Raw genomic sequence first — 23,353 nt, 5'->3', positions numbered from 1 at the left:
GGCGCCGGCGTCGTCGGGGTCGTCGTCGGCGGTCTCTGCGTCGTCGGTCTCTGCGTCGTCGGTGTCTGCGTCGTCGGTCTCTGCGACGTCGGTCTCTGCGACGTCGGTCTCTGCGACGTCGGTCTCCGCGACGTCGGTCTCTGCGACGTCGGCCGCCGCGACCTCGGCCCCGAGGTCGTCAGCGGCCCCGTGGTCGTCGGCCACCGCGGCCTCGTCGTCGTCCGCGACCTCGGTGTCGACCTCGGTGGAGGCCTCCTGGATCTTGGGCTGCTCGGGCTGCTCGCTGACGGCGTCCTGGAACGGGGCCGGGACCGGGGCGTGCTCGGCGACGGCGTCGTCGTCCGCCACCTCGGAGCCGGCCGTTGCGAGGGTGTTGTCGTCCTCGACCTCGACGCGCGCCCGCGCGGCCTCGGCCTGCTCGCGCTCGCGGGCCAGCTCGATGGCGCGGGCCTGCGCCTCCGCCCGTGCGATGGCGGCCTCGGCGAGCGCGTCCTCGCGCTCGCGGGCCAGCTCGGCGGCGCGGGCCTCGACCTCGGCGCGTACACGCGCCGCCTCGGCGAGGGCCTCCTCGCGCTCGCGGGCCAGCTCGGCCGCACGGGCCTCGGCGGCCGCGAGGGCCTCCTCGCGCTCGCGGGCGATCTCGGCGGCGCGGGCCTCGGCAGCGGCGAGGGCCTCCTCGCGCTCGCGCACCAGCTCGGCGGCCCGCGCTGCCTCGGCCAGGGCCTCCTCGCGGGCCCGGTCCTGCTCGGCGGCCCAGGCCTGCGCATCGGTGAGGGCCTCGCTGATCTGCCGCTCCTGGTCGCTCGTGCGGGCCTCCGCCTCGGCGCGCTCGCGGGCGAGCTCGGCGGCGCGCACCTCGGCCTCGAGCCGTGCGCGGGCGGCTTCGGCGAGGGCCTCCTCCCGCTCGCGGGAGAGCTCGGCGGCGCGCGCCTCGGCCTCGGCGCGGGCGATGGCGGCCTCGGCGGCCATCGCCTCGGCATCGGCGCGGGCGCGGGCGTGCTCGAGCGCGGTGGTCTGCACCGAGAGCAGGTCGCGGTGCAGGACGTCCATTGCGGCGGCGTGGGTGGAGGCCGCCTGCTGCAGCTCCTCGAGGGCCGAGGACGCGCGGGCCTCGGCCTCGGTGCGGGCCCTCGTGGCCTCGGCCGCCACCTCCGCGGCGATCGCAAGGGCCTCGTTGACCGCCCGGTTCTCCTCGGCGAGGGTCGTGGCCGATTCGTGGGCGGCGGCCGCAGCGGCCTGGGCCTCCTGGGCGAGGTCGAGCTGCTCGCGGGCGGCCTCCTCGGCCAGGCGGCGCGCCTCGTGGGCCTCCTCGGCACGGCGGGCCTGCTCGGCGGCCGACTGGTCGGCCTCGAGTCGGGCGTTGACCTGCGCCTCGGCGCGGGCGGCTGCCTCGGCGGCGCGAGCCTCGGCCGCGCGGGCGGTCTCCATCGCGACCCGCGCGAGCTCGGCCTGCTCCGCGGCGGCCTGCTCGGCCAGGGCCCGCGCCCGGTTCGCCTCGGTGGCCAGCGCCGACGACTCGGCGATGGCCTGCTCGGCCGCGGCGCGCTGCTCGATCGCCTGGCGGGCCAGCTCGCCGTGCTCGGCAGCGCTGGCGGCGGCCTGCTCGGCCAGGGCCCGCGCACGCTCCTCCGCGGCCTCCGCGGCCAGATGGGCCTCCTGGGCCAGGGCGGCCTGCTGTCGCGCGGCCTCCTCGGCCAGCGTGCGGGCCTGCGCGATCTCGGCGGAGGTGCGCTCGGCGGCCTCGCGCTCCTCCAGCAGGCGCCGGGCGAACTCGGCGTGCTCGGCCGCGCTCACCGCGGCGGCCTCCGCCATCACGCGGGCGCGCTCCTCGGCGGCCGCGCGTTCCTCGTGGGCCTCGCGCGCGACGGTGGCGAACTCGCGGGCGGCCTCCTCGGCCTGCTGGCGGGCGGCGGCCGCAGCGGCGGCCAGCTCGGCCTGCTCGGCGGCACGGCGCTCGGCCTCCTGGCGCTCGAGGTGGGCCGCAGCGGCACGCTCGGCCTGCTCGACGGCGTTGCGCTCGGCGTCCTCGCGGCGTGCGGACTCCGCGTCGGCGAGCTCGGCGCGCTCGCGGGCGGCGCGCTCAGCCTCCTCGCGGGCGGCGGCCTCGGCGCGTGCCAGCTCCTCGGCCTCGGTGCGGGCGCGGTGGGCCGCCGCGGCTGTCTCCGCCTGCTCCCGGGCGAGCTGGTCCGCGGCGAGGCGTGCCTCGGTGGCGCGCTGCGCGGCCTCCTCGGCCGCGAGACGTTCCGCGGCCTGCTCGGCGGCGGCGAACTCGGCGTCGCGCCGCAGTCGCGACGCCACCGCGGCCATGATCTCCGACTGCGGACCCGAGAGCCCGGACGGATCCACGCCGTCGGGCACCTGGGCCTCGTCCGGCCTGCCCAGCTCGGCCTCGACCTCGGCGCGCACGAAGGCGAGCACCTCGGCGGGCCGCAGTGGGACGTCGGAGGCGCCGTCGATGTCGGGGATCGGCTCCTCGAGCAGCGGCGGCTCGATGTCGTCGTCGTGGCGACCCCGGCCTCGCCCCGGCACGGGCCCGGTGCTCGCGCCGCCTCCGCGGCGGCGGAAGCGGGACAGCCCGCGCGCCTCGGGCGGGGCGACCGGTTCGGCGAAGCCACCCTCGAAGGCGGCGGCGATCACGCGCTGCGCGGCGTCGGTGTCGTGCTCGTCCTGCTCGTCCTGTGCTGCCTGGGCCGCCTGGGCCGACTGGGCGGCGCTGCCGGCGGCCGACGCTGCCGCGGGCGTCGTCGGCGCTCTGGCCTCGTCGGGCTCGCTCGGCCCGGTCGGCTCGGTCTGCCCCTTCGCTGCGGCATTCGACTCCGGGTCCGCGCCCGACGGGGGAGCCGAAGCGTCGCCGTCGATCGGCGCGAGATCGGTGAGGGGGGAGGAGTCGCCGCGCACGATCTGCGACCAGTCGATCTCCTCCTCGTCCTCGGCGTCGGCGACCAGCTCCTCGCGTGCGACGCGGGCCAGCACCGCCGACCACTCGGCATCGGCGCCGGACGGGACCGCGAAGGCGTCGGCCGCGTCCGCGGGAGAGGCGGTCTCAGGGGAGTCGGGGGCGTCGGGGGCGCGGTGCTCGTCGGGTCCGACGCTCGCGGCGGTCGGCTCGGCCTGAGCGGTCTCGACCGCCTCGACGTCCTCGAGGGGGGCCGTGAGCGGGTCGTCCCAGAACGCCCGAGCCGCCGCGGTCTCGGCCGGCTCGGGAGCGGGCTCCTCGTGGACGTCGGACGTGTCGTCGGCGATGGCGTCGGGGGCGGGGTCGGGCTCGTCGAGCCCGGAGCGCGCGATCGCACTGGCCCAGAACTCGGTGTCGTCGTCCTCGACCACCGGCGCGACGGCCTCGGGGGAGGGCGGCTCGAAGCTGATGGGCGGGTCGAAGGAGCCGAGCGGGTCGAAGGCGTCGTCGTGGACCCCGGCCTCGTGGACGGCTCCGGGGTCCACGTCGGTGTCCGAGGAAACGTCCGCGGGCTCGGGGTCGATCGTCGCGGAGGACTCGGGGCTCTCGCCGTCGGACGCCGCCCACTCGCCCTCGAGCGCGGAGAGGGCGGCGCGGGCGTCGACGCGCGCCACGAGGTCGTCGTCGGTGCGAGCCTCCTCGGAGGTGGCCTCGTCGTCGGCGGCGCCCTCAGGCGAGGGGGCCTCGGCCTCGGCCTCCTCGAGAGCCGAGCTGCGGCGCAGCAGCTCGGCCACGTCGTCGGGGTCGAGCTCGCCGGTCTCGGGGATCGGCACCTCGTCGTTGCCGCGACGGCGCAGGAGGCCACGTCGTCCCCAGCGGCGCTCGGCGCGCGCGTCGGCGGCGTGCCGGGACGCCTCGGCGCCCGGCTCGTCGTCGGGGACTGAGCTCATGGGACAGCAATCTACCTAGGGGATCGGGGATCGTGGCGCTGATGCCGGGTTTCGGTCGGCCCTGCGCGACTGCGACGTCCTATCGGGCGCGGTGCGGTGCGGTCTGAGGTCAATCGCACGGTCGGCTCAGCGGCGGGCTCGGGGGTCGGCTCAGCGGCGGTACTGCACGTGGGTGTCGCGCGCGTCGTGGGTGAACCCCAGACCGGTGTAGAGGCGCACGGCCGCGGTGTTGTCGGACTCGACGTAGAGGATCACCTCGCCCACGCCCCGGGCGGCGAGGTGCTGGAGCCCCGCGGCGGTGAGCACCCGGCCCAGGCCGCGCCCCTGTGCGTCGGGGGAGACGGCCACCACGTACACCTCGCCCGTGCGGTCGTCGTGCTGCTTGGTCCAGTGGAAGCCGAGCAGCCGGCCCGCGTCGTCCACGGCGAGGAGGAGGCCGGCCGGATCGAACCACGCCTCGGCCATGCGGGCCTCAAGGTCGTCGGCGTCCATGGCGCCCTGCTCGGGGTGGTGGGCGAAGGCGGCGGCGTTGACGCTCAGCACGGCGGCAGCGTCGGTGGCGCCGTAGTCGCGGATGCGCACGCCCGCAGGTGGCGGGGCGTCGTCCACGGGGGTGGAGGTGGGGCGTCGCAGCACCCACAGCTCGCGGACGCGCTCGAGGCCGTGTCGTGCGGCGAGGGCGGCCGCGGCCGGGTGGTCGCCGTGCGACCAGGCCCCCAGGGGCGAGCTTCCCCCACCGACGCCGGTGGACGACGCCAAGGCGGCGTCGGCGAGCGCGCCCCCGACGCCGCGGCCGCGACGATCAGGTGCCACGGCGAGGTCGAGCCGCTCGCCGTCGCCGGGTGCCTGCCCGCGCAGCGCGAACCCGTCGGGCCGTACCCAGGCGTGCCACTGGGCCAGGCCGTGGCGGGCGAGGCGGATCGAGGCGGCCTCGTCGAGCGGGTCGGTGCCGTCGTGCTCGCGGCAGGCGCGCCGCACGGAGGCGATCGCCTCCAGCGCGGCGTCGCCCTCGAGCAGGGCGTCGAGGTGGTCGGTGCTCATCGCTCGAACCTAGCGGGCCCGGCGGGTCGGGCTCGCCGTCGGTGGGCGCAGGACCCGTCGACCCGGCGGGTGTGGACTCAGCGTGCGTCGACGGAGTCGCGCGAGCCCACACGGGCGGCGTCGTTCTCGGCGTCCTTGCTCGGTAGCACGAAGCGGTAACCGACGTTGCGAACGGTGCCGATGAGGGTCTCGTTCTCGGGGCCGAGCTTGGCGCGCAGGCGGCGCACGTGCACGTCGACGGTGCGGGTGCCGCCGAAGTAGTCGTAGCCCCACACCTCCTGCAGCAGCTGCTGGCGGCTGAAGACGCGCCCCGGGTGCTGGGCGAGGAACTTGAGGAGCTCGAACTCCTTGAAGGTGAGGTCGAGGACGCGGCCGCTGACCTTGGCGGTGTAGGTGGCGTCGTCCACGACCACCTCGCCGGAGCGGATCACGTGGGCGTCGGGGTCGGCGGCGTCGCGGGCCGCGGTGAGGCGGCCGATCGCGAGCTTGATGCGCGCCTCGAGCTCGGCGGGGCCGCAGGTGTGCAGGACGACGTCGTCCATGCCCCAGTCGTGGTTGACGACGGCGAGGCCGCCCTCGGTGGCCACCAGGATCACCGGGATGTCGGTGCCGGTGGTGCGGATCAGGCGGCACAGGTCGCGCGAGCTGGCGAGGTCGTGGCGGCCGTCGACCAGCAGGAGGTCGGCGTCGGGCGCCTCGAGCAGCGCGCTGCCCTCCGCGGGAAGAATGCGGACCTGGTGGCCGAGCAGCGCCAGGCCCGGGAGGACCTCGGCGGAGGGCTGCAGCGCGCTGGTCAGAAGGAGCAGGGTGCTCATGGGGGTCTCCTCACCCGGGCCGCCGCGGGCGGCACCGTGTCGAGACCAGAACGCAACGTTGGGCCCCGGCCGGTTTTCCTGTAGGGAAGGATAACGACACGTCAGCGCAACGGGGAAGAGAATCGTCGGTGAATGAGAGCCAGGTCATCCGGGTCCGATTCTGGGCCGCCGCGCGGGCGGCGGCCGGGGTCGCGGAGCACGCCGTGGCCGTCGACGCGCCCGTCGTCCTCGACGAGCTGACTCGCCGCGTGCTCGCCGAGCTGACCGGCGAGCAGACCGGCGAGCGACTCGCCGCGGTGCTCTCCTCGTGCTCGGTGCTCGTGGGGGAGCGGCCGGTGTCGTCGCAGGACCCTGCCGACGTGCAGGTGCGCCCGGGCGACACGGTGGAGTTCCTGCCGCCCTTCGCCGGGGGCTGAGCCGAACCCGCCGGACGGAGCCCGCGCGCCGATTCAGCCGGCGTCGGCGTGCGGCTCGATCGGCTGCAGGTGCGGCTGGCGTTCGATCCAGGGCTGCACGAGCTCGGCGAGCGCGCGGCCGACGGCGTCGTGGGCGGGGGCGGAGAAGTGGAAGCCGTCAGGGAGGGCGTCGTCGCGGGCGCCGAGGTCGTGCAGGCCGAGCACGGCGTTGGTCGGCAGCACCCGCACCTCCTCGCCCAACCGGTCGGCCAGCTCGGCGATCATCCGGTTGTAGGCCTCGACCCGCACCTCCATGCCCGGGAAGAGCTTGCGGGCGTAGCTGCCGGGCAGCGGCGTCTCCATGAGGACGACGAGGGGGCTCTGGATCTCGCGGGCCTGCTTGACCGCGCGGGCGAGGTCGGCCACCGCGTAGCGCACCCGGCGCTGGGCCCAGCGCTGCGGCACGTGGGCGTCGACGGCGGTCTGGAAGCGCACGAGGTTGCGCCACACGGGCCGCAGCACCTTGCGCCGGTAGAGGGTGCGCAGGGGGCGGGGGAGCCAGCGGAAGTGGTTGGCGTGGCGCTCGAGGCGGTTGGGCCACAGCACGTGAAGGGTCTCGTAGTGGCCCACCATGTAGACGACGACGTCGGGCGACCAACCGACGATGTCGTGTTCCCAGCGCTTGAGCACCGCCGAGGTCGGCATGCCGCCGACGGTGACGCTGCGCACCTCCGCGCGGTGGTCGCGGGCGAGCAGCTCCCGCTCCAGCACCCGCGGGAAGCCGAGCTCGGTGCGGGCTCCGCCCATCCGACCGCTCCACCCCACGGTGGAGGCGCCTCGGACGAACACGCGGGTGGTCAGGCGCTCGGCCACGGATGGATCCCCCTGTTCCCGGCGCCGGCCCTCTCGGCCGACGTCCGGCAGGACCCTATTCCACGCGGGCGGCCGTGGGCGGCGTGTTCACGGACGACCGGCGACGTGTCGCCCGCGCACGCCGGGCTTCGCGACGGCTGCGGCCGCGGTGAGCAGCACCAGGCTGAGCAGTCCGCTGCCGGCCATGGCCACCGCCACCAGCACGAGGCGATCGGCCAGGGCGGCGCCGGCGATGCCGGCGACGAGGGCGACGGTGCACACGGTCTCGATGATGGAGGCGAGGCCGGCGCGCCCGCGCGCCTGCAGGACGCAGATCGGGAGGCGACGCATGCCCATGAGTCCGTCGGCCAGCACCAGCCATCGCGCGATCTCCACCGCGCCCTCGAACTCCTTGCCGAAGGCCACCGTGATCACGGGGTGCAGCACCAGCTGGATGCCGACGACGAGGAGGGCGATGAACACGCCCGTGCCGAGCGACCAGGTGCGGATGAGCCGCCGACGATCCGCCGGGGCGGCCGCGGTGAGCCGTGGCAGCAGCAGGGAGGCCACCCCGTTCCCGACGATGCTCGAGAGGCTGCCGAAGGCGACCGCCACGGCGTAGAGGCCCAGGGCGGCGGTGCCGAGCCAGGCGCCGACGAGGTTGCGGTCGATGCCGAGGCTGTTCAGGGTGCCGACGGCCGCTACGTAGTTGGCGCGACTGGTGCGGCTCAGCTCGGCGGCGGTGATGGTCGAGGTGCGCCCCTCCCCGGCCCGCAGGAGGCGCAGGTTGAGCATCCAGCCGACGAAGCCGGAGGCGACGAGGATGCCGGCGACCGCCACGGCGTCGTCCACCGAGACGAAGGCGACGATGACGGACAGCGCGATGGGGAACGGCGCCACCAGCACGATCGCACCGATCGCGACGGTGCGGATCGGGGCGAGCTCGCCCTGGATCGCGGCGCCGATGATGCCGGTGGCGATGGTCTGGTAGGTGATCGCCGCGGCCGCCAGGCCGAGGCCGACGAAGACGTAGGGGCTCTCCTCGCGCAGGAGGTAGCCGACGTAGGCGCCGGCCGCAGCGCTGGGCACCAGCGCCTGCCACGCCCAGCGGCCCACGAACGGGCGCAGCCCGTCGCGGGCGGTGAGGCCCTCGCGGGCCAGCAGCGTCGAGATGCTCACCGGCAGCGCGCCGGCCATCGTGAGCCGCGCGAAGAGGGCGGAGGCGGCCACCGCCAGCGCCAGCTCGCCGCGGCCCTGCACACCGAGCACGCGCGCGGAGATGATGCCGGTGAGCAGCGTCATCGCCTGGACGCCGAGCGTCGCGACGGCGATCGACCCGAGCGTCGACAGGCCGCTCGTCGCCTTGCCCGCAGGCTCGCCCGAAGCCTTGCTCGCGCTCATCTCGGTCGTGTCAGACACCGAACTCAGGTCGCCTTCTCGTGATCTAGACTCGGCCGTCAGGAGCAGCCCGAAGGAGAGTCGTGCGGCGCACAACCTACAGGCCGGTCGGCCGCGTCAACTCGGTGTCCGGCAACGGCCGGACCGAGCGGGTCGTCGTCACCGCCGCACTCGTGCTCGTCGCGTTGATCGCCGTGCGCCTGGCGACGATGGGCAGCATGCTCGGCATCGGGCTCGCGGTCGGCGTCTCGCTCTTCATCGTCCTGCTGTCGGCGCTCGGCACCGAGCGCACCGGCACGCTGACGATCGCCGCCGCGTTCGTGACCGCCCCGGTCTACAAGGGCATCTCGCCCACGCCGGAGTCGCCGGTGACGCCCACCGACCTGCTCTTCGTGGTCGGGTTCGGCCTGCTGCTGCCCACGATGCTCAAGCGCCGGGTGGAGCTGCCCTTCATCTACCTCATCGGCCTGCTGGGCATGTTCGTCACCGGCATCATCGGCTCGCTCGTCTCCGACCAGACCTACGCCAGCCTCTTCGCACTCACCCTCTGGCTCGTCGTCATCGGCGGCCTGCCCAGCGCCATGGCGCTGTGGGGCCCGACCAGACGCACGATCGACCTCCTGCTCTGGAGCTACGTCGGCGGCCACATGGTGAGCGTGCTGGTGGCCTTCAAGGACGGTCCGGGCGAGCAGGGTCGCTACGGCGGCCTGGCGACCCACTACAACTACTTCGCGCAGGCCGGGCTGCTGAGCGTGGCGATCCTGCTCTACCTCTTCCACCGCGTCACCACCTGGCCGCAGCGGTGGGTCGTGATCGGTGCGGGACTCGTCAGCGCCTACTCCATCCAGATGAGCGGCTCGCGCGCGGCGATCGCGGTGATGGCGGTGCTGATCTTGATGGTGCCGATCGTCGAGCGTTCGGCGATCCTGGGATTCCTGCTCGCCATGGGCGGTGCGCTCGCCTTCATCGCACTGCCGCTGCTGGTGAGCATCACCGGGGAGGACTCCGCGCTCGGCCGGCTCGCGGGCGGGGGCGGCAGCGGCGCCCAGTACTCCAACCAGGCGCGCGAACTCGGTCGCGATGCGGGCATCGCCCGCTTCTTCGACCATCCGTTCACCGGCTCGGGGGTGGTCGACCTCTTCGAGATCCACAACAACTACCTCGAGGCCGCCGTGGCACTGGGCGTCTTCGGGCTCGTGGCCTTCCTGCTGGTGCTCTTCACCTTCGCTCGGCCGCTGTTCGGCAACGGTCCCGATCGTCGCCTGTGCTACGCGGTGTGGGCCTACATCGGTTTCGGCGCCACAACTCCAGGCCTCTACGACCGTGGCATCTGGGCGCCCGTGTCGTTGTCCATCCTGGCGGCCATCTCCTGGTGGAACACGGAACGACGGGCCGCCGGAACCCTTAGAGTCACCCCGGCGCCAGCCACCGTCCCCTCTTGAGAGGTCCCCCCAGATGAGTGCTCTCCGCAATCCCGGCCACCTGGCCAAGCGCGTCACCCAGACGCCGGTGCTGTTCCGCAACTTCCCCACGGTCTTCCGCGACCTGGGCCTGGCCGGCACCCGCTGGGCCAGTGCGGAGATGACCTTCCGCATGCGCAACGGCTACGTCGTCACCTGCCCCAACTCCGACGGCGCGCGCTTCCCGCTCTACGAGATCTTCGGCGACGACGCCTACGTGCTCGACGAGCTGCTGGCCGGCGTCTCCGCCGACGCCACGGTGCTCGACGTCGGCGGTCAGATCGGCAGCTTCTCCCTCGCCGTCGCCGAGGCCGGCCCCGGCCTGCACGTCGAGATCTATGAGGCCTCGCCCACCAGCGCCGACTACATCGCGCGCAACATCACCACCAACGGCCTCGACTCCCGCCTGCGCGTGCACCGCGCGGCCATGGCGGGCGAGGAGGGCGAGTTCACCTTCTTCGACTCCGGCACCGCGAGCGGCCACAACGGCCTCACCGCCCCGGAGTGGATGCGCGACGAGTGGAAGCAGGGTCAGGCCGCCGGCGAGGTCACCGTGCCGGCGCGCCCGTTCGATGCCGCCGTCGCTGCCGCCCCCTCGGCCGTCGAGGTGGTCAAGATGGACATCGAGGGCGCCGAGTACGACGTCATCCTCAAGTCCTCGCCGTCGTCGTGGACGACGGTCAAGAAGGTCGTCATGGAGTACCACCCTGTCGCGGGCCACTCGCTCGACGAGCTGCTCGCCTTCCTCGGCGACGTCGGCCTCACGCCCCACCGCCACGAGCCCGGCACCGAGGCCGGTCTCGGCGTCATCTGGCTCAGCCGGCAGTGATCGCGACGCGGAGGGCCTACGCCGTCCGCGAGCACCCGTCGCCGACCGTCCGGGTCCCCCGGGCGGTCGCGACGTGCTGCGCGCGCGTGGTCGGCCCGGGCCCGGCGGGAGCGCCTCGGTGAGCCGGCTGCCGCGCCAGCTGCAGCCGCTGTGGCCGGCGGTGAAGGTCGGTCACCGCGCCGGGGCTCGCGTGCTCGGCGGCATCGGACGACGCACCGGCGGTCCTGCGCGTGGCCTGCCCGTGCGGGCCGGCACCTCCGCCGAGATCGCCGCCGCCGAGGGGGCGCCGTACCACGTCGTCCACGAGGCGCGGATCGACGTGCGCGAGCGGCCGGTGGGTGCGCCGTCCTCGCACTGGTACTTCGAGGAGCACCTGCGCACGCCGGTGCCGGAGGTCTCGGTGGTGGAGCTCGCCGGCGGCCGGGTGCTCGGCAAGCACGCTGCCGTGGTGTCGGCCGGCGGCACGCTCGACCTCGACGCCAGCCACTACTTCGGGATCGCGGGGTGGAAGGAGCACCCGGTGCACTGGGCGCCGCGTCCGCCGGAGCCGCGCGAGATCGACGGCACCGTGGCGGTGCTGGCCGCACGGGGCACCGGCCACAACTACTACCACTTCCTCATCGACGCCCTGCCCCGCCTGGGCATGGTCGGGCAGGCCCTCCCGGGGCTGGAGCCCGACCACTGGGTGCTCGACCACCACACCCGCTACCAGCGCGAGCTCGTCGGCCTGCTCGGCATCGACGAGCAGCGGATCATCGAGCCGGTCGGCGGCCTGTCACTGCGGGCGCGACGGCTCGTGGTGCCCTCGCTGCCCAACGCCAGCACGCTCGTGACCCGCGAGACCGCCGCCTGGCTGCGCACGCACCTTCCGGCCTCGCCGGCGGCGGGCACGTTGCCCGAGCGCATCTACGTGACGCGCGGCCACGCGCCCAACACCCGCAGCCTGGTGCACGAGGACGCCGTGTGGGCGATGCTCGAGCCGCACGGGTTCGTGCGCGTCGACCCCGGCACGCTGCCGGTGCAGCAGCAGATCGACCACTTCGCGGCGGCACGGGTGGTGGTGGCGCCCCACGGTGCCGCGCTGGTGAACCTCGTCTTCTCCCGGCCCGGGGTGCGGGTGCTCGAGATGTTCGCGCCCGGCTACCTCAACGGCGGCTACTGGTCGATCGTCGACGGCATCGACGACAGCCGCTACCGCTACCTGGTCGGCGGCGGCGCCGCCGTGCCCCGCGGTCGCGCGATGCGCGGGCTCATGGACGACGTCGACGTCACCCCTGCGCACGTCGAGGCCGAGCTCGAGCGGCTGCTCGCCGACTGAGGTCGCCGCGCGGGCCGCTGGTCGTCGTCCACGCGTGGGGTGGGCGGCTCTACCCGGGTGCTGTGGTCTCTACCCGGGTGGTCGACCACCCGGGTAGAGACACGAACACGTAGTTACAAGCGGCCGCGCCGTCGACGGATCAGGCGGTGAAGGGCTTGCGGGCGTAGACGTCCATCACGATGCGGGGCGCCGCGCCGCCGCGGATCGCGCGGTCGACGACCCGGCCGGTGCGCACGGCCGCGCCCGCGGGCAGACCCAGCGCCTGGAGGTAGAACTCCGAGGTGAGGCTGTAGCGGGCGCGGGGGAGGGTCTCGACGTCGGTGAAGCCCACCCGGCTCAGCAGCGTGTGCATGCTGCGCCGCGTGTGCAGCACGTGGTGCTTGGTGCCGAGGCGGGCCACGGCGAACCTCGAGAGTCGCCCGCGGCTGCCCGTGAACGCACGCGTGGCGACGTGGTCGATCGCGCTGTAGTGCGGCGTCTGGAGGAACAGGATGCCGCCGGGGCGCAGCGCGCGGTAGGCGTCGCGCAGCAGCGCCTCGCCGTCGTCCACGTGGGCGAGGATGCACCACATCGTCATGATGGCGTGCTCGTCGCGGTGGTCGAGCTGGTCGAGGGTGCCGAAGTGCAAGGTGACGTCGTGGCGCTCGCGGGCGAGGTTGATCGCCTCGAGGGAGAGCTCGTTGCCGCTGACCGCCAGGCCTCGCTCGCGTGCCAGCGCCGCGAAGGTGCCGTCGCCGCCGCCGACGTCGAAGAGGTCGGGCTGCGGCAAGGAGGCGGTGAGGGCGAGCAGGCGGTCGAGCACCTCCTGCCGATCGTCGTGCACCGCGGAGGCGCGCATGACGCTGACGTAGGCCGCGTAGTCGTACTCCGCGCTGCTGTCGCCGTCGCCCGGAGCAGCGGCGGCGGGCTCGATGACGGGCTCGACGACGGGCTCGACGACGGGGACCGGCTCAGCGGAGGTGGCGGCCCCGATGGCGACGCCGGCCCCGACCGGGACGGGCACGGGTGCCGCGCTGACCGCCTCCCGCGTCACGACGGCGTCGAGGGCGGGGGAGTGGGGCGGTCGTTGGCGCAGGCCGCAGCTGCGGCAGCGCACGATCACGAGGGGCGAATAGGGGCTGGGGGGCGTGATCTGCAGGCGCGTGGACGCGCAGGCAGGACACGAGTGGAGCACGGGGGGCATGGGGGGAGTCCCTTCGGCTGAACTACTCGGCCGAAGACTAACGCCCCGCGTCCCCGAACGGTCAGGTCCTTCGGGACTAGAGTCCTTGGGACCCGGCCCAGGTCGGTATGGGGCCGACCCGTCGGGAACGCGAGGCGTCAGCTCGCGAGGTGCGACCGGGGGATTGCCCGAAGCGCTTCGGTGCTCGATCGATCAGTCGAAGGCCAGGGGGCTCTCCGTGGCAGGCTCAACGTCGTCGCGGGCCGGCACGAGGGCGCGCTGGCGGCTGTGGCGCTCGATCATCGCCATCACGCCGTTGTAGTCCATCGACTTCTTGACGTGGGCCACGATCAGGACGGTGTAGAGCAGCACCATGAAGTCGAGGCGGAGGCGGTAGCCGCTGCGCGCGGCGCGGCAGTAGGCACCCTCGATGCGCAGTCGCTCGGAGTCGGTGAGGGCGTCGCGGCCGACGAGCTGGGCCGGGCCGGTGAGGCCCGCCGGGCTCAGGAAGCGGTCACGGGCGTAGGGGTACTCCTCGACGAGGCAGTCCATGACGTTCTTCGGCAGCGGTCGGTTGCCGACGATGCTCATGTCGCCGCGCAGCACGTGCAGCAGCTGCGGGATCTCGGTGAGGCCGCAGCGCTCGAGGAAGCGGCCGACGCGGGTGTACAGCGGGGAGTCGGGCGGGATGTTGAGGAACCGCGTGGTCGTGACCGGCACGGTCGTGCGGTTCGCCAGCTGCTCGGCGTTCTTGACCATGGTGCGGAACTTGACGATCTCCATCGGCTCTCCGGTGGAGACCAGCCGACGGGATCGGTAGAGCACGGGTCGCCCCGTGGTCAGGAGGATGGCAAGGGCCGCGACCGAGAGGACCGGCAGCCACACGGCGGCTGCCAGGAGGGTCACGACGATGTCGAAGACTCGCTTCAGGCGCATGGGGTGCTTCACCTTTCCGAGCTATCTGGGGGGGCGCCGTTCGGATCTCGTGGTTTCCGTCGGGCTGCGATGGCTCGTCACGGGTCTCAACGAGCGAAGCACGAATTGGATACTGCGCACGACCAACAAGATTCTGGAATCTGTTCCAACGACCCGCTGGGTGCTCGCTGGCGCCGTGGCGAGGGTCGTGTCGGCCAGGCGCGCATAGCTGGTAGACAGCCTCCCGCGGTCGCCGGGACCGACCAGGCGGCCCGGGTAGAGCACGCTCAGGACGCCGCCGCGCGCCTCCGTGCGCGCCCGCAGGCTCTGCTCCACCACGTTCTTCCAGCCGCCGTAGTAGCGCCGGTCGTGCTGCGGCGCGAGGGCGAGCACCGTCGAGACCAGGACGACGTGGCCCCCGCCGGCCGCAGCGAGCGCGGCGTCGACCACCGCGAGATCGCGGGCGACGGCTGACATGTCGGACTCCAGGGGCGGCTCGACGCCTGCATCGGTGGGATGGACAGGTCCGAGCGCCAGGACGAGCACCCGGAGCGGTCCTGTTAGCGGCTCCAGTGTGTCACCGAACTGCTCGGCGAGCACCACCCGCACCGACGGTTCACCTGACGTGCGCTCCCCGGTCGCCGCGGGAGCGAGCCGGGGGGCGAGCCGAGGGTCGGCCCGCAGGAGGTCGCCGTCGCGCGCGTCGCGGGCGACGACCACGACGGGATCGCCCGTGCCGAGCAGCCGCTCCAGCACGGCCCCGCCCAACCGAGTCCTGGCACCGAGGACGACGTGGGTGCGGCGCTCGCTCATCGCCCGGCCGCCGCTCAGACGCGTCCGCGGCGGGTGCCGCGCAGGATCGTCTCGAAGCGGTCGGCGCACCCGGCGAGCGCGAACTCCTTCTCCGCCAGCGTGCGCGAGGCGCGCCCGATCGCGTCCTGCCGCTCGGGGTCCTGCAGCAGGGCGCTGACCCAGGCGGCGGCCTCGCCCACGGCGTCGGCCTCCGGGGCGACGACGAGCCCGTCGGCGTCGTCCACGAGCTGGGCGGCGAGGTTCTCGGCGGGCATCATGCCGAGCACGGGGCGCCCGGCGCACAGGTACGACAGGGTCTTCGACGGCACCGAGAACGCGCCCGCCTGCTTCTCGAGCAGCACGAGCAGCACGTCGCCGGACCCGAGCACCTCCGAGAGCCGCTCGTAGGGCTGGAACGGCAGCAGCAGCAGGTCGACGCCCAGGCGCTGGGCCTCGGCGCGCAGCAGCTCGACGGCCGGACCCTCGTTGACGACCACGAGGCGCACGGGGGTGCCGGCGTCCTCGACGGCGCGGGCGAGGGCCACCAGCAGGCCGGGGTTGTGCTTGAGCCCGAGCGTGCCGGAGTAGAGCAGGGTGTGCCGACCCACGAGGTCGTGCTCCTGCGCCCACGCGTTGTCGCGCGGCGTGGGCACCAGCTCGTCGAGGGGCGCCCAGTTCGGGATCACCGTGGTCTTGTGCTCGGTGCCCCACTCGCGGTGCACGTCGACGAAGGACGGTGCGATCACGACGATCGCGGCGGCGCGCCGCGACGTCCACCGCTCGGCGACGGTGAACAGCGCGGCGACGAGGCGGAAGGCGCGGCCCAGCTTGTCGCCGGCGAAGGAGCGCACCGCCACCGCGTAGACGTCCTGGTGCCAGAGCACCCACGGCTTGCGCAGCACCATCATGCCGAGCGCGAAGATCACCAGGCTCGGGATCTGCGCGTTCGACAGCAGCGCGACGTCGGCCCGCGTGCGGCGCACCTGCTTGAGCAGCTGCCAGCCGATGGCGGCATCCATGAGGGTGCGCCGCACGAAGCGGTCCTTGGCGATGGCCTCCGTGGGCCCGACCGGGTCGAAGGAGAGGGTCTCCCCCTCGACCGCGGTCAGGTGGCCCTTGCCCGACGGCCAGGCCGGGCAGAAGGAGTGGGTGACCTCGTGCCCGCGTCGAGCCAGCTCGCGGCTGAGCTCGACCTGGAACGGGTGACCGGAGTAGTCGTGGACGAGGACGCGCACGAAGTGTCCGCGCGGCTCAGCCGTGCGAGCGCTTGACCTGGTCGTAGACCCAGGCGTACGTCTTCGCGAGACCGTCGGCGAGGCTGACCGAGGGCTCCCAGCCGAACTTGTCGAGGATCATCGTGTTGTCGGAGTTGCGACCGCGCACGCCCTGCGGGGCGGAGAGGTCGTACTTGCGCTCGCAGGTGATGCCCGCGATCTCCTCGACGATCGTGTAGAGCTGGTTGATCGAGACCAGCTCGGCCGAGCCCAGGTTGATCGGGTCGAGCAGGTCGCTCGCCAGGATCATCTGCGAGCCCTTGACGCAGTCGTCGATGTACATGAACGAGCGGGTCTGCTCGCCGTCGCCCCAGATCTCGAGCTCGTGCTTGCCGGTGATGACGGCCTCGGCGACCTTGCGGCACACGGCGGCGGGCGCCTTCTCGCGACCGCCGGTCCAGGTGCCCTCGGGGCCGTAGACGTTGTGGTAGCGCGCCATGCGGGCGGTGAAGCCGTAGTCCTCGTTGAAGTGGCGGCACATGCGCTCGCTGAAGAGCTTCTCCCAGCCGTAGCCGTCCTCGGGCATCGCCGGGTAGGCGTCGGCCTCCTTGAGGGCGGTGACGGTGGGGTCGGTCTGCTTGTCGGCGGCGTAGACGCAGGCCGAGGAGGAGTAGAAGTAGCGCTCGACGCCGTTGCGGTGCGCGGCCTGCAGCATGTGGGTGCTGGTGAGCACCGAGAGCATGCACAGCGCCTTGTTGTTCTCGATGAAGCCCATGCCGCCCATGTCGGCGGCGAGCATGAAGACCTGGCCCGCGCCGTCGGTGGCGCGCAGGGCGTTGTCGAGGAGCGAGAGGTCGGCCTGCTCGTTCTGTGCCTCGGGGTGGACCTGGTACCACTCGCTGGTCGGCTTGACGTCGACGACGCGCACCGACTTGCCCTGGGCGATCAGGTCGGCGGCCAGGTGGCCGCCGATGAAACCGCCGCCACCGGCAACGAGGACGTCGACAGGACGTGCAGACATGGGAGTACTCCTAAGGGCTGGGGGGCCATTGCGTCAGGCCCAACGACGCGGGGGCCCGACGGTCACGGGCTGACCGGTAGGGCAACAACCCTAACCCCGTCGGACGTCGACGGGGCGGCGTCCGAGAAGGCTGGGACGGCGGCGGGGTGCGGGCTCAGTCGCCGTCGCCGCGCAGCTGCTCCTGCAGCAGGTCGGCCACCAGCTCCTGCTCCTCCGGGAAGGGGTGCCACGCGTAGCCGTCGGTGCGGGTGGGGCGCACGCCGGCGATCCACGGGTCGTCGGCGCAGATGTCGTGCCCCTTGCTCGCCGTCCACACGTCGAGGTACTCCACGCCCGTGGCGCGCGCCGCACGGCGCAGGGCGTCGGTGATGTCCTTCATGGTGTCGTGCGCGAGCTCGTAGTCGCCCTTCGCGAGCGGCAGCTGCTCGCAGGAGCCGCTCGCCGGGAACACCTCCGGGTAGCCCACGAGGACGACGCGCGCCTGCGGTGCTCGCTCCAGCACCGCCCGCACGACGTCGACGAGCCGGTCGCGCAGGTCGTCGACGCGCGAGCGCAGCGCGGCGTCCCCGCCCTGCGTCTTCACGAGCGCGGTGCACGGGGCGCCGTTCGGGTTGGTGGTGGCGGCCTGCACGCAGTTGACGACGATGCCGCCGAACGCGTTGAAGTCGTTGGCGCCGATCCCGATCGTGACCAGGTCGGTGGCGGCGCTGACCGCCTCGATCTGGGGCGCGACCTTCTCGCCGGTGGCGGTGGTCTGCTCGCCGGCGACGCTCTCGGTCGTGGCGCCTCCGCAGCTCACGTCGTCGAGGTCGAGGTCGAGCGCCTGCGCCACCTGCCGCGGGTAGTTCGTGGTGGCGCGCAGGCAGCCGCCGGAGGTCGCGTCGGTGGGGCCGGTGAGGTAGCCGGCGGTGTAGGAGTCGCCGAGGGCCACGTAGCGTGCCCCGGCGCTGATCGGCGCCCCCTTGCCGGGCGCGGGGGAGGCGGCCTGCTCGACCTCGCCACCACCGCCGCTGCAGCCGGCCGCGAGCGCCAGGACGGCGGCTCCCGCCGCGAGGGCTCGCAGCCCGCGGGCGAGGCGGGTCGGGCGGCGGGTCGGGCGGCGGGTCGAGGGGGTCGCCATGGCGTGGATCCTACGAGTGCGCCCACGCCCTAGACTCCGCGCGTGCCCCGCGCCCTCATCACCGGGATCACGGGACAGGACGGCTCCTACCTCGCCGAGCAGTTGCTCGCCCGCGGGTACGCGGTCGACGGTCTCGTGCGTCCGCCCCGCCCCGCCCCCGACGCGGACGCGGGCGCCCCGGTGCGCCCCGACCACCTCGCCGCCGTGCGCGGGCACGCCGGGCTGACGCTGCACACCGCCGCCCTCGACGGCACCGACGACCTCGTGGCCCTGCTCGAGAGGGTGCGGCCCGACGAGGTCTACCACCTCGCCGCCGAGAGCCGCGTCGCCGTCTCCGCGCTCGACCCCGCCGGCACCGCCACCGTGAACGTGCGCCTCACCCGCGACCTGCTCGCGGCGGTGGGGCGCGTCGTCCCGGAGGCTCGGGTGCTCTTCGCCTCGAGCGCGGCGATCCTGGCGCCCTCGCCACACCCGCTCGGCGAGGACGCCCCCCGCGGCCCCCTGACCGTCTACGGCTCCTCGAAGCTCACCGCGCACGAGGCCGCGGCCGCGGCCCGGGCCGACGGGCTCTTCGTGGCCGTCGCGATCCTGTTCAACCACGAGTCGCCGCGGCGCAGCGACGACTTCGTGACCCGCAAGATCACCCGCGCCGTCGCCGAGATCGCAGCCGGTCGTCGCGAGGGCCTCGAGCTCGGCAACCTGCACGCCGTGCGCGACTGGGGCTACGCGCCCGAGTACGTCGACGCGATGCGGCGGATGCTGGAGGTCGCGACGCCGCTCGACGTCGTCCTCGCCACGGGCGTGGGGCACACGGTGGCCGACTTCTGTTCCGCCGCCTTCGCGCACGCGGGCCTCGACTGGCGCGACCACGTGCGGGTGGACGACGCCCACCGCCGCTCCCGCGAGGCCGACGCGCTCGTGGGCGACCCGGCCCTCGCCGAGCGGGCCCTCGGATGGCGGGCGAGCACCCGCGCGCTCGACGTCGCCCGCCTGATGGTGGACGACGACCTGCTCCGCCTCGGCGCCCCCACCGGCTGACGGCTCGTCCACCGGGGCGGGGATCGGGGTCAGATCGGCGTCAGGGGGTGTCGGGGTCGTTCCAGGACGGCAGCGGCACGGTGTCGATCCAGGGGCGCCCGGCGTGCTCGATCGCCTCGAGGTCGGCCTCGACCATCAGCTTGGCGAGCCCGCGGCCGTCGACGCTCGGCTTCCAGCCGAGCACCTCGCGGGCCTTGGTGGCGTCGCCGATGAGGGCGTCGACCTCGGTGGGGCGCAGGTAGCGGGGGTCGAAGCGCACGTGGTCGCGCCAGTCCAGGCCGACGGTGCCGAACGCGACGTCCAGGAACTCGCGGATCGTGACGCCCACGCCCGTGGCGAGCACGAAGTCGTCGGGCTCGTCGGCCTGCAGCATCCGCCACATGCCCTCGACGTACTCGGCGGCGTAGCCCCAGTCGCGTACGGCGTCGAGGTTGCCGAGGTAGACGTGGGTCTCGCGGCCGGCGGCGATCGCGGCGGCGGCGCGGGTGATCTTGCGGGTCACGAAGGTCTCGCCGCGCCGCGGCGACTCGTGGTTGAACAGGATGCCGTTGACCGCGAACATCCCGTAGCCCTCGCGGTGGTTGCGCGTCATCCAGTAGCTGAAGAGCTTGGCGGCGGCGTAGGGGGAGCGCGGGTGGAACGGGGTGCGCTCGTCCTGCGGGGGCGGGGTCGCGCCGAAGAGCTCCGAGGACGACGCCTGGTAGAAGCGCGCCTCCGGGCAGGAGCGACGCACGGCCTCGAGCAGCCGCGCGGTGCCGGTGGCGGTGATGTCGGCGGTGTGCACCGGCTCGTCGAAGGAGACCCGCACGTGCGACTGCGCCGCGAGGTTGTAGACCTCGTCGGGGCGGATGTCGTCGACCAGGCACGCCAGCCGCGAGCCGTCGGACAGGTCGCCGTAGTGCAGGTGCAGCCGGTTCGCCGGGTCGTGCGGGTCGCGGCGCAGGTGGTCGATGCGGTGGGTGTTGAAGGACGACGCCCGGCGCACCACGCCGTGCACCTCGTACCCGCGCGCCAGCAGGAACTCGGCCAGGTACGAACCGTCCTGACCGGTGATCCCGGTGATCATCGCCCGCTTGGTCACAGCCGTCGGTTCCTCTCCGCTGCCGCTCGCCTGCCGATGCGTCAGCGGCGCAACTCTGCCACGTCCGCGCCCGCCCGGGCGCCGAAAGGGCGCGCCGTGGTCGCCGAGAGGGCGCGGTGTGGTCGCCGAGAGGGCGGGTTCGGTGTGCCGAGGTGCGCGTCGGCCGGTCAGCGGCCGGTGAGCCGGGAGGCCAGGTCGGCCCAGGTGCGGGCGGCGTCGTGCTGGCGACGGTCGAAGCCGGCCTTCACCTCGCCCCGCAGGGCGGCGCGGCGTGCGTCGTCCAGGCTCGCGACGTGGCCCACGAGGTCGACGATCGCTGATCGCACGGCGCCGTCGGCGTCCGGACCCTCCTCGACCACGGAGCCGGGGGCGTCGACGAGGCCGGGGATGCAGCCGCGGGCGCTCGCGACCACCGGCAGGCCCGCCCGCACCGCTTCGAGGACGACGAGGGGCTCGGCCTCCATGGGGTAGCGGGTCGGGAAGAGGAACACGTCGGCCGCCGCGAGGAAGTCGGCGACCTCGGCGGGGGCGAGCGGGCCGCGCCACCGCACCCGCTCGCCGTGGCGGGCGGTGGCGGCCTCGATGAGCGCGGTGCTCTGCTCGTCGGCGGGGCCGCCGAGGTGCAGCACGGCGTCGAGGCCCGCGGCGCGGCAGGCGTCGAGCGCGTCGAGCACGCGGTCGAGCCCCTTCGAGACGCTGAGGTTGCCGTGGTGGGCGAGGACGACGACGCCGGGTGCGCCCGGGGCGGGCGGGGCGTCGTCCGCGAGCGGCATGTGGCCGGCGTTCGAGCACGCCACCACGTGGGTGGCCGCGGGATAGCGCTCGGTGAGCCGGCGGCCCATGTCGCCGCCGAGGACGACGTGGGTCAGGCGCGCGCCTCCCCAGCGGGTGATCGCCCGCATGGGCGCGCTGGGCTCGACGATCGGCTGGTAGCTGTGGTGATGGAACAGCACGGGGCCGCCGCCGCGCACGCCGATCGCCACGACGAGGGCCTGGAACCACAGCAGCTCGCCGCCCGCGCCGCCGACGTAGACCGCCGGACGACGTCGCAGCGCCACGAGCAGCGCGAGGCGCAGCAGGCCGGTGAGCAGCCGCAGCACCCGCGCGGGGGCCGAGGCGTTGGAGTTGCTGTCGACGACGACCAGGCGCCCGGCGGTGCCGGCCAGCGCACCGGCGAGGGTGTCGCGCATCCGCTCGGTGACGAGCGCGGCGCCGGTGACCGGCGGCGGCAGCGGGCCGGTGAGGACGACCCGACGAGCGCTCATCGCGCGGCGTCGCGCCAGAAGATGCCGTCGGCCTGCAGCATCGCGCCGCCGGGATCGACGAAGCCGGGGATCATCGACACGAGGGTGAAGCCGTCGCGGTAGAAGGTGCTGATGATCTCGTCGACGAGGATCCCGCCCTCGTAGAGCGGGGTGAACGACAACTCGAGCTGCACGCCCACCGAGGCGGCGAGCGTGTCGGGGCCGCCGGCGAGCACCTGGCGCTCGAAGCCCTGCGCGTCGACCTTGAGGAAGGTGGCGCGGGCGCGGTCGAGGTCGGCGGCCACGACGTCGTCCAGGCGCTTGACGGGCACGACCTGCTGCTCGTCGAAGGTCACCTGGGGTGCGGCGTCGGTGTGGCCGCGGTGCGGCGGCAGCAGCGAGCTGCTGTCGCTGTTGGAGGCGATGTGGATCGTGGCGCTGCCCTCCTCCGCGCCGAGGGCGCAGTTGTGCGCCGTCCACCGGCCGTCGGCGCGGGCCGAGGCGGAGAGCTGGCCGAAGGGGGCGGCGAGCGGCTCGAAGGAGACGATCGAGCCGGTGTAGCCGAAGTGGCGCAGCTCGGTGCCGTAGTCGCCGCGGGCGGCCCCGACGTCCACGACGAGGTCGATGCCGGCCTCGGCGAGAAGGCGCTGGCGGCGCTCGGCCGGGTGCCGTGAGACGACGAAGCCCCGGTCGGCGAGGAGGCGCAGGGCGGTGCTGACGACGCGACTGGTCACGATGGCCGTGTCCTTCGTTACGGGCGGTGGGGGGAGCGACGGCGCGCACGGGGAGCGCTGTGCGGCCGCAGCCTCTCACACGGCGCGGCTGCTGAGGGGCAGGACCGCGAGGTGAACCGTCTGCCTGCGCGGGCGGGGGTGGTGGGCCACAATCCTCCCCATGCACCCCCTGGTCCGCGCTGTCGCACGCCCTGTCGTCCTCAACCTCAACACGCCGGTCGCGCGGCGCCGCACCACCCGTGCCATCGCCGCGGCCGACGGCCCGATCCGCCTGGAGATCGGCGGCCTCGAGCAGCGTCCCGGCTGGCTGGTCACCAACGTCAACGCCGTCACCCGCAACTACCTCGACGCCAGCGCCACCTGGCCGCTCGGCCCCGCGTCGGTGAGCGTGGTCTACGCCGACAACGTGATCGAGCACCTGCCGCTGGACGCCGGCCGCGCCCTGTTCCGCGAGGCCTTCCGCTGCCTGCAGCCCGGCGGCGTCATCCGACTGGTCACCCCCGACCTGCGCAAGCACATCGAGGCCTACCTCGCCGGACCCGACTCCGTGTGCGGCGACATCGCCGAGGCCTACCGCCAGATCGGCCTGCGCGTCGACCACCCCATCGACCTCGTGCGGATCCCCGTGGAGAACTTCCGCCACCACGAGGGCTACGTCTACGACGTGGCCTCGCTGAGCGCCGAGCTCACCGCGGCCGGCTTCGTCGACGTGCGCGAGTGCGCCTTCGGCAAGAGCGACGTGCCCGACCTCGACGGCCTCGACAAGCGGCTCGACGAGGGGCCCGCGCAGATGGCGTTGGAGGCCGTGCGGCCCTGAGGTCGTGCGGCCCTGTGGTCGTGCGTTGAGGTCGTGCGTGGCTGATCGGCGGCGGCGGCGCTGAGGGGCGGCGTCGTCCTCGAGGGGCGGTGGTCTCGCGTGGACGACGACCGCGCGCCGTGATGCTGAGGCCGGGCCCCAGTGTGTCGTCGTCCACGCCGCGCGGTCGGCGGGCGTCGTCCTCGAGGGTGGGTCGGGGTCGTCGAGTGGCGTCGAGTGGGGGGAAACCGCAGCTGGATGGGGGTTTTTGTTGGGGGGGGG

The 23,353-nt window shown here is 74.1% G+C and carries 20 protein-coding genes; 6 read left to right on the top strand and 14 right to left on the bottom strand.

Translation table 11 applies throughout. The features are described from left to right. The 3 genes from ACERUN_RS02730 to ACERUN_RS02720 all read right to left on the bottom strand — a co-directional run. Positions 1–3,846, bottom strand: a 3,846-nt coding sequence (locus tag ACERUN_RS02730; RefSeq protein WP_370288142.1) for a hypothetical protein, incomplete at its 3' end; no start/stop codon positions are given. A gap of 150 nt (positions 3,847–3,996) precedes the next feature. Continuing rightward, on the bottom strand, positions 3,997–4,887 hold the full coding sequence (mshD, locus tag ACERUN_RS02725) for a mycothiol synthase (protein WP_370288141.1): 891 nt from the start codon (positions 4,885–4,887) through the stop codon (positions 3,997–3,999). Between the two features lie 77 nt (positions 4,888–4,964). Further along, positions 4,965–5,702 (bottom strand): response regulator transcription factor, encoded by a 738-nt coding sequence (locus ACERUN_RS02720; RefSeq protein WP_370288140.1) that lies wholly within the window; start codon positions 5,700–5,702, stop codon positions 4,965–4,967. A 128-nt stretch (positions 5,703–5,830) separates the two neighbouring features. On the opposite strand from ACERUN_RS02720, the gene ACERUN_RS02715 reads away from it, so the two are divergent. After that, a complete protein-coding gene (locus ACERUN_RS02715; RefSeq protein WP_370288138.1) occupies positions 5,831–6,118 on the top strand; it encodes a MoaD/ThiS family protein in 288 nt (95 codons plus the stop codon). Positions 6,119–6,151: 33 nt separating this feature from the next. On the opposite strand, the gene ACERUN_RS02710 is transcribed toward ACERUN_RS02715, so the two are convergent. Next, complete coding sequence (locus ACERUN_RS02710; RefSeq protein WP_370288137.1) at positions 6,152–6,970, bottom strand: SGNH/GDSL hydrolase family protein; 819 nt, start codon at positions 6,968–6,970, stop codon at positions 6,152–6,154. A gap of 87 nt (positions 6,971–7,057) precedes the next feature. Beyond that, positions 7,058–8,368, bottom strand: a complete 1,311-nt coding sequence (locus ACERUN_RS02705) for a lipopolysaccharide biosynthesis protein (RefSeq protein WP_370288136.1) — start codon at positions 8,366–8,368, stop codon at positions 7,058–7,060. Positions 8,369–8,430: 62 nt separating this feature from the next. On the opposite strand from ACERUN_RS02705, the gene ACERUN_RS02700 reads away from it, so the two are divergent. From ACERUN_RS02700 to ACERUN_RS02690, 3 genes are all read left to right on the top strand, one after another. After that, positions 8,431–9,789: an O-antigen ligase family protein gene (locus ACERUN_RS02700; RefSeq protein WP_370288134.1), complete on the top strand. Its 1,359-nt coding sequence runs from the start codon at positions 8,431–8,433 to the stop codon at positions 9,787–9,789. A gap of 13 nt (positions 9,790–9,802) precedes the next feature. Then, positions 9,803–10,636: an FkbM family methyltransferase gene (locus ACERUN_RS02695; protein ID WP_370288133.1), complete on the top strand. Its 834-nt coding sequence runs from the start codon at positions 9,803–9,805 to the stop codon at positions 10,634–10,636. A 118-nt stretch (positions 10,637–10,754) separates the two neighbouring features. Then, positions 10,755–11,954 carry a DUF563 domain-containing protein gene (locus ACERUN_RS02690; protein ID WP_370288131.1) on the top strand — a complete coding sequence of 400 codons (1,200 nt, stop codon included), beginning with the start codon at positions 10,755–10,757 and terminating at the stop codon, positions 11,952–11,954. 139 nt (positions 11,955–12,093) lie between these two features. On the opposite strand, the gene ACERUN_RS02685 is transcribed toward ACERUN_RS02690, so the two are convergent. The 6 genes from ACERUN_RS02685 to ACERUN_RS02660 form a co-directional block, all read right to left on the bottom strand. Further along, complete coding sequence (locus ACERUN_RS02685) at positions 12,094–13,137, bottom strand: methyltransferase domain-containing protein (protein WP_370288130.1); 1,044 nt, start codon at positions 13,135–13,137, stop codon at positions 12,094–12,096. 192 nt (positions 13,138–13,329) lie between these two features. Beyond that, the gene (locus tag ACERUN_RS02680) at positions 13,330–14,052 is read right to left on the bottom strand and encodes a sugar transferase (protein WP_370288129.1); all 723 of its coding nucleotides are present in this window, start codon (positions 14,050–14,052) and stop codon (positions 13,330–13,332) included. Between the two features lie 21 nt (positions 14,053–14,073). Next, positions 14,074–14,844, bottom strand: a complete 771-nt coding sequence (locus ACERUN_RS02675; protein ID WP_370288128.1) for a hypothetical protein — start codon at positions 14,842–14,844, stop codon at positions 14,074–14,076. A 14-nt stretch (positions 14,845–14,858) separates the two neighbouring features. Then, complete coding sequence (locus tag ACERUN_RS02670; RefSeq protein WP_370288127.1) at positions 14,859–16,058, bottom strand: glycosyltransferase family 4 protein; 1,200 nt, start codon at positions 16,056–16,058, stop codon at positions 14,859–14,861. A gap of 16 nt (positions 16,059–16,074) precedes the next feature. Further along, on the bottom strand, positions 16,075–17,058 hold the full coding sequence (locus ACERUN_RS02665; protein WP_370288126.1) for an NAD-dependent epimerase/dehydratase family protein: 984 nt from the start codon (positions 17,056–17,058) through the stop codon (positions 16,075–16,077). Between the two features lie 154 nt (positions 17,059–17,212). After that, positions 17,213–18,178: an SGNH/GDSL hydrolase family protein gene (locus ACERUN_RS02660; RefSeq protein WP_370288125.1), complete on the bottom strand. Its 966-nt coding sequence runs from the start codon at positions 18,176–18,178 to the stop codon at positions 17,213–17,215. Positions 18,179–18,220: 42 nt separating this feature from the next. Between ACERUN_RS02660 and ACERUN_RS02655 the strand changes: the two genes are divergently transcribed. Next, positions 18,221–19,216, top strand: a complete 996-nt coding sequence (locus ACERUN_RS02655; protein WP_370288123.1) for a GDP-mannose 4,6-dehydratase — start codon at positions 18,221–18,223, stop codon at positions 19,214–19,216. A 40-nt stretch (positions 19,217–19,256) separates the two neighbouring features. On the opposite strand, the gene gmd is transcribed toward ACERUN_RS02655, so the two are convergent. The 3 genes from gmd to ACERUN_RS02640 form a co-directional block, all read right to left on the bottom strand. Further along, entirely contained in the window at positions 19,257–20,297 is a 1,041-nt protein-coding gene (gene gmd / locus ACERUN_RS02650) for a GDP-mannose 4,6-dehydratase (protein WP_370288121.1), read from the bottom strand. A gap of 167 nt (positions 20,298–20,464) precedes the next feature. Further along, a complete protein-coding gene (locus ACERUN_RS02645) occupies positions 20,465–21,562 on the bottom strand; it encodes a glycosyltransferase family 4 protein (protein ID WP_370288120.1) in 1,098 nt (365 codons plus the stop codon). Further along, complete coding sequence (locus tag ACERUN_RS02640) at positions 21,559–22,275, bottom strand: FkbM family methyltransferase (RefSeq protein WP_370288119.1); 717 nt, start codon at positions 22,273–22,275, stop codon at positions 21,559–21,561. Before ACERUN_RS02640 ends, ACERUN_RS02645 begins: the two co-directional genes overlap by 4 nt. A 160-nt stretch (positions 22,276–22,435) precedes the next feature. Between ACERUN_RS02640 and ACERUN_RS02635 the strand changes: the two genes are divergently transcribed. Further along, positions 22,436–23,092 carry a methyltransferase domain-containing protein gene (locus ACERUN_RS02635; RefSeq protein WP_370288118.1) on the top strand — a complete coding sequence of 219 codons (657 nt, stop codon included), beginning with the start codon at positions 22,436–22,438 and terminating at the stop codon, positions 23,090–23,092. Positions 23,093–23,353 lie beyond the last annotated feature (261 nt).

It is taken from the genome of Nocardioides sp., assembly GCF_964229035.1.
Classification (GTDB): domain Bacteria; phylum Actinomycetota; class Actinomycetes; order Propionibacteriales; family Nocardioidaceae; genus Nocardioides.
This window is presented reverse-complemented; position numbering and strand designations above follow the sequence as displayed.

Coding starts and splice junctions, on each gene's coding strand:
- mshD (WP_370288141.1), bottom strand. CDS start 4,887: ATGAGCACCGACCACCTCGACGCCCTGCTCGAGGGCGACGCCGCGCTG.
- ACERUN_RS02720 (WP_370288140.1), bottom strand. CDS start 5,702: ATGAGCACCCTGCTCCTTCTGACCAGCGCGCTGCAGCCCTCCGCCGAG.
- ACERUN_RS02695 (WP_370288133.1), top strand. CDS start 9,803: ATGAGTGCTCTCCGCAATCCCGGCCACCTGGCCAAGCGCGTCACCCAG.
- ACERUN_RS02685 (WP_370288130.1), bottom strand. CDS start 13,137: ATGCCCCCCGTGCTCCACTCGTGTCCTGCCTGCGCGTCCACGCGCCTG.
- ACERUN_RS02680 (WP_370288129.1), bottom strand. CDS start 14,052: ATGCGCCTGAAGCGAGTCTTCGACATCGTCGTGACCCTCCTGGCAGCC.
- ACERUN_RS02675 (WP_370288128.1), bottom strand. CDS start 14,844: ATGAGCGAGCGCCGCACCCACGTCGTCCTCGGTGCCAGGACTCGGTTG.
- ACERUN_RS02665 (WP_370288126.1), bottom strand. CDS start 17,058: ATGTCTGCACGTCCTGTCGACGTCCTCGTTGCCGGTGGCGGCGGTTTC.
- ACERUN_RS02660 (WP_370288125.1), bottom strand. CDS start 18,178: ATGGCGACCCCCTCGACCCGCCGCCCGACCCGCCGCCCGACCCGCCTC.
- ACERUN_RS02645 (WP_370288120.1), bottom strand. CDS start 21,562: ATGAGCGCTCGTCGGGTCGTCCTCACCGGCCCGCTGCCGCCGCCGGTC.
- ACERUN_RS02635 (WP_370288118.1), top strand. CDS start 22,436: ATGCACCCCCTGGTCCGCGCTGTCGCACGCCCTGTCGTCCTCAACCTC.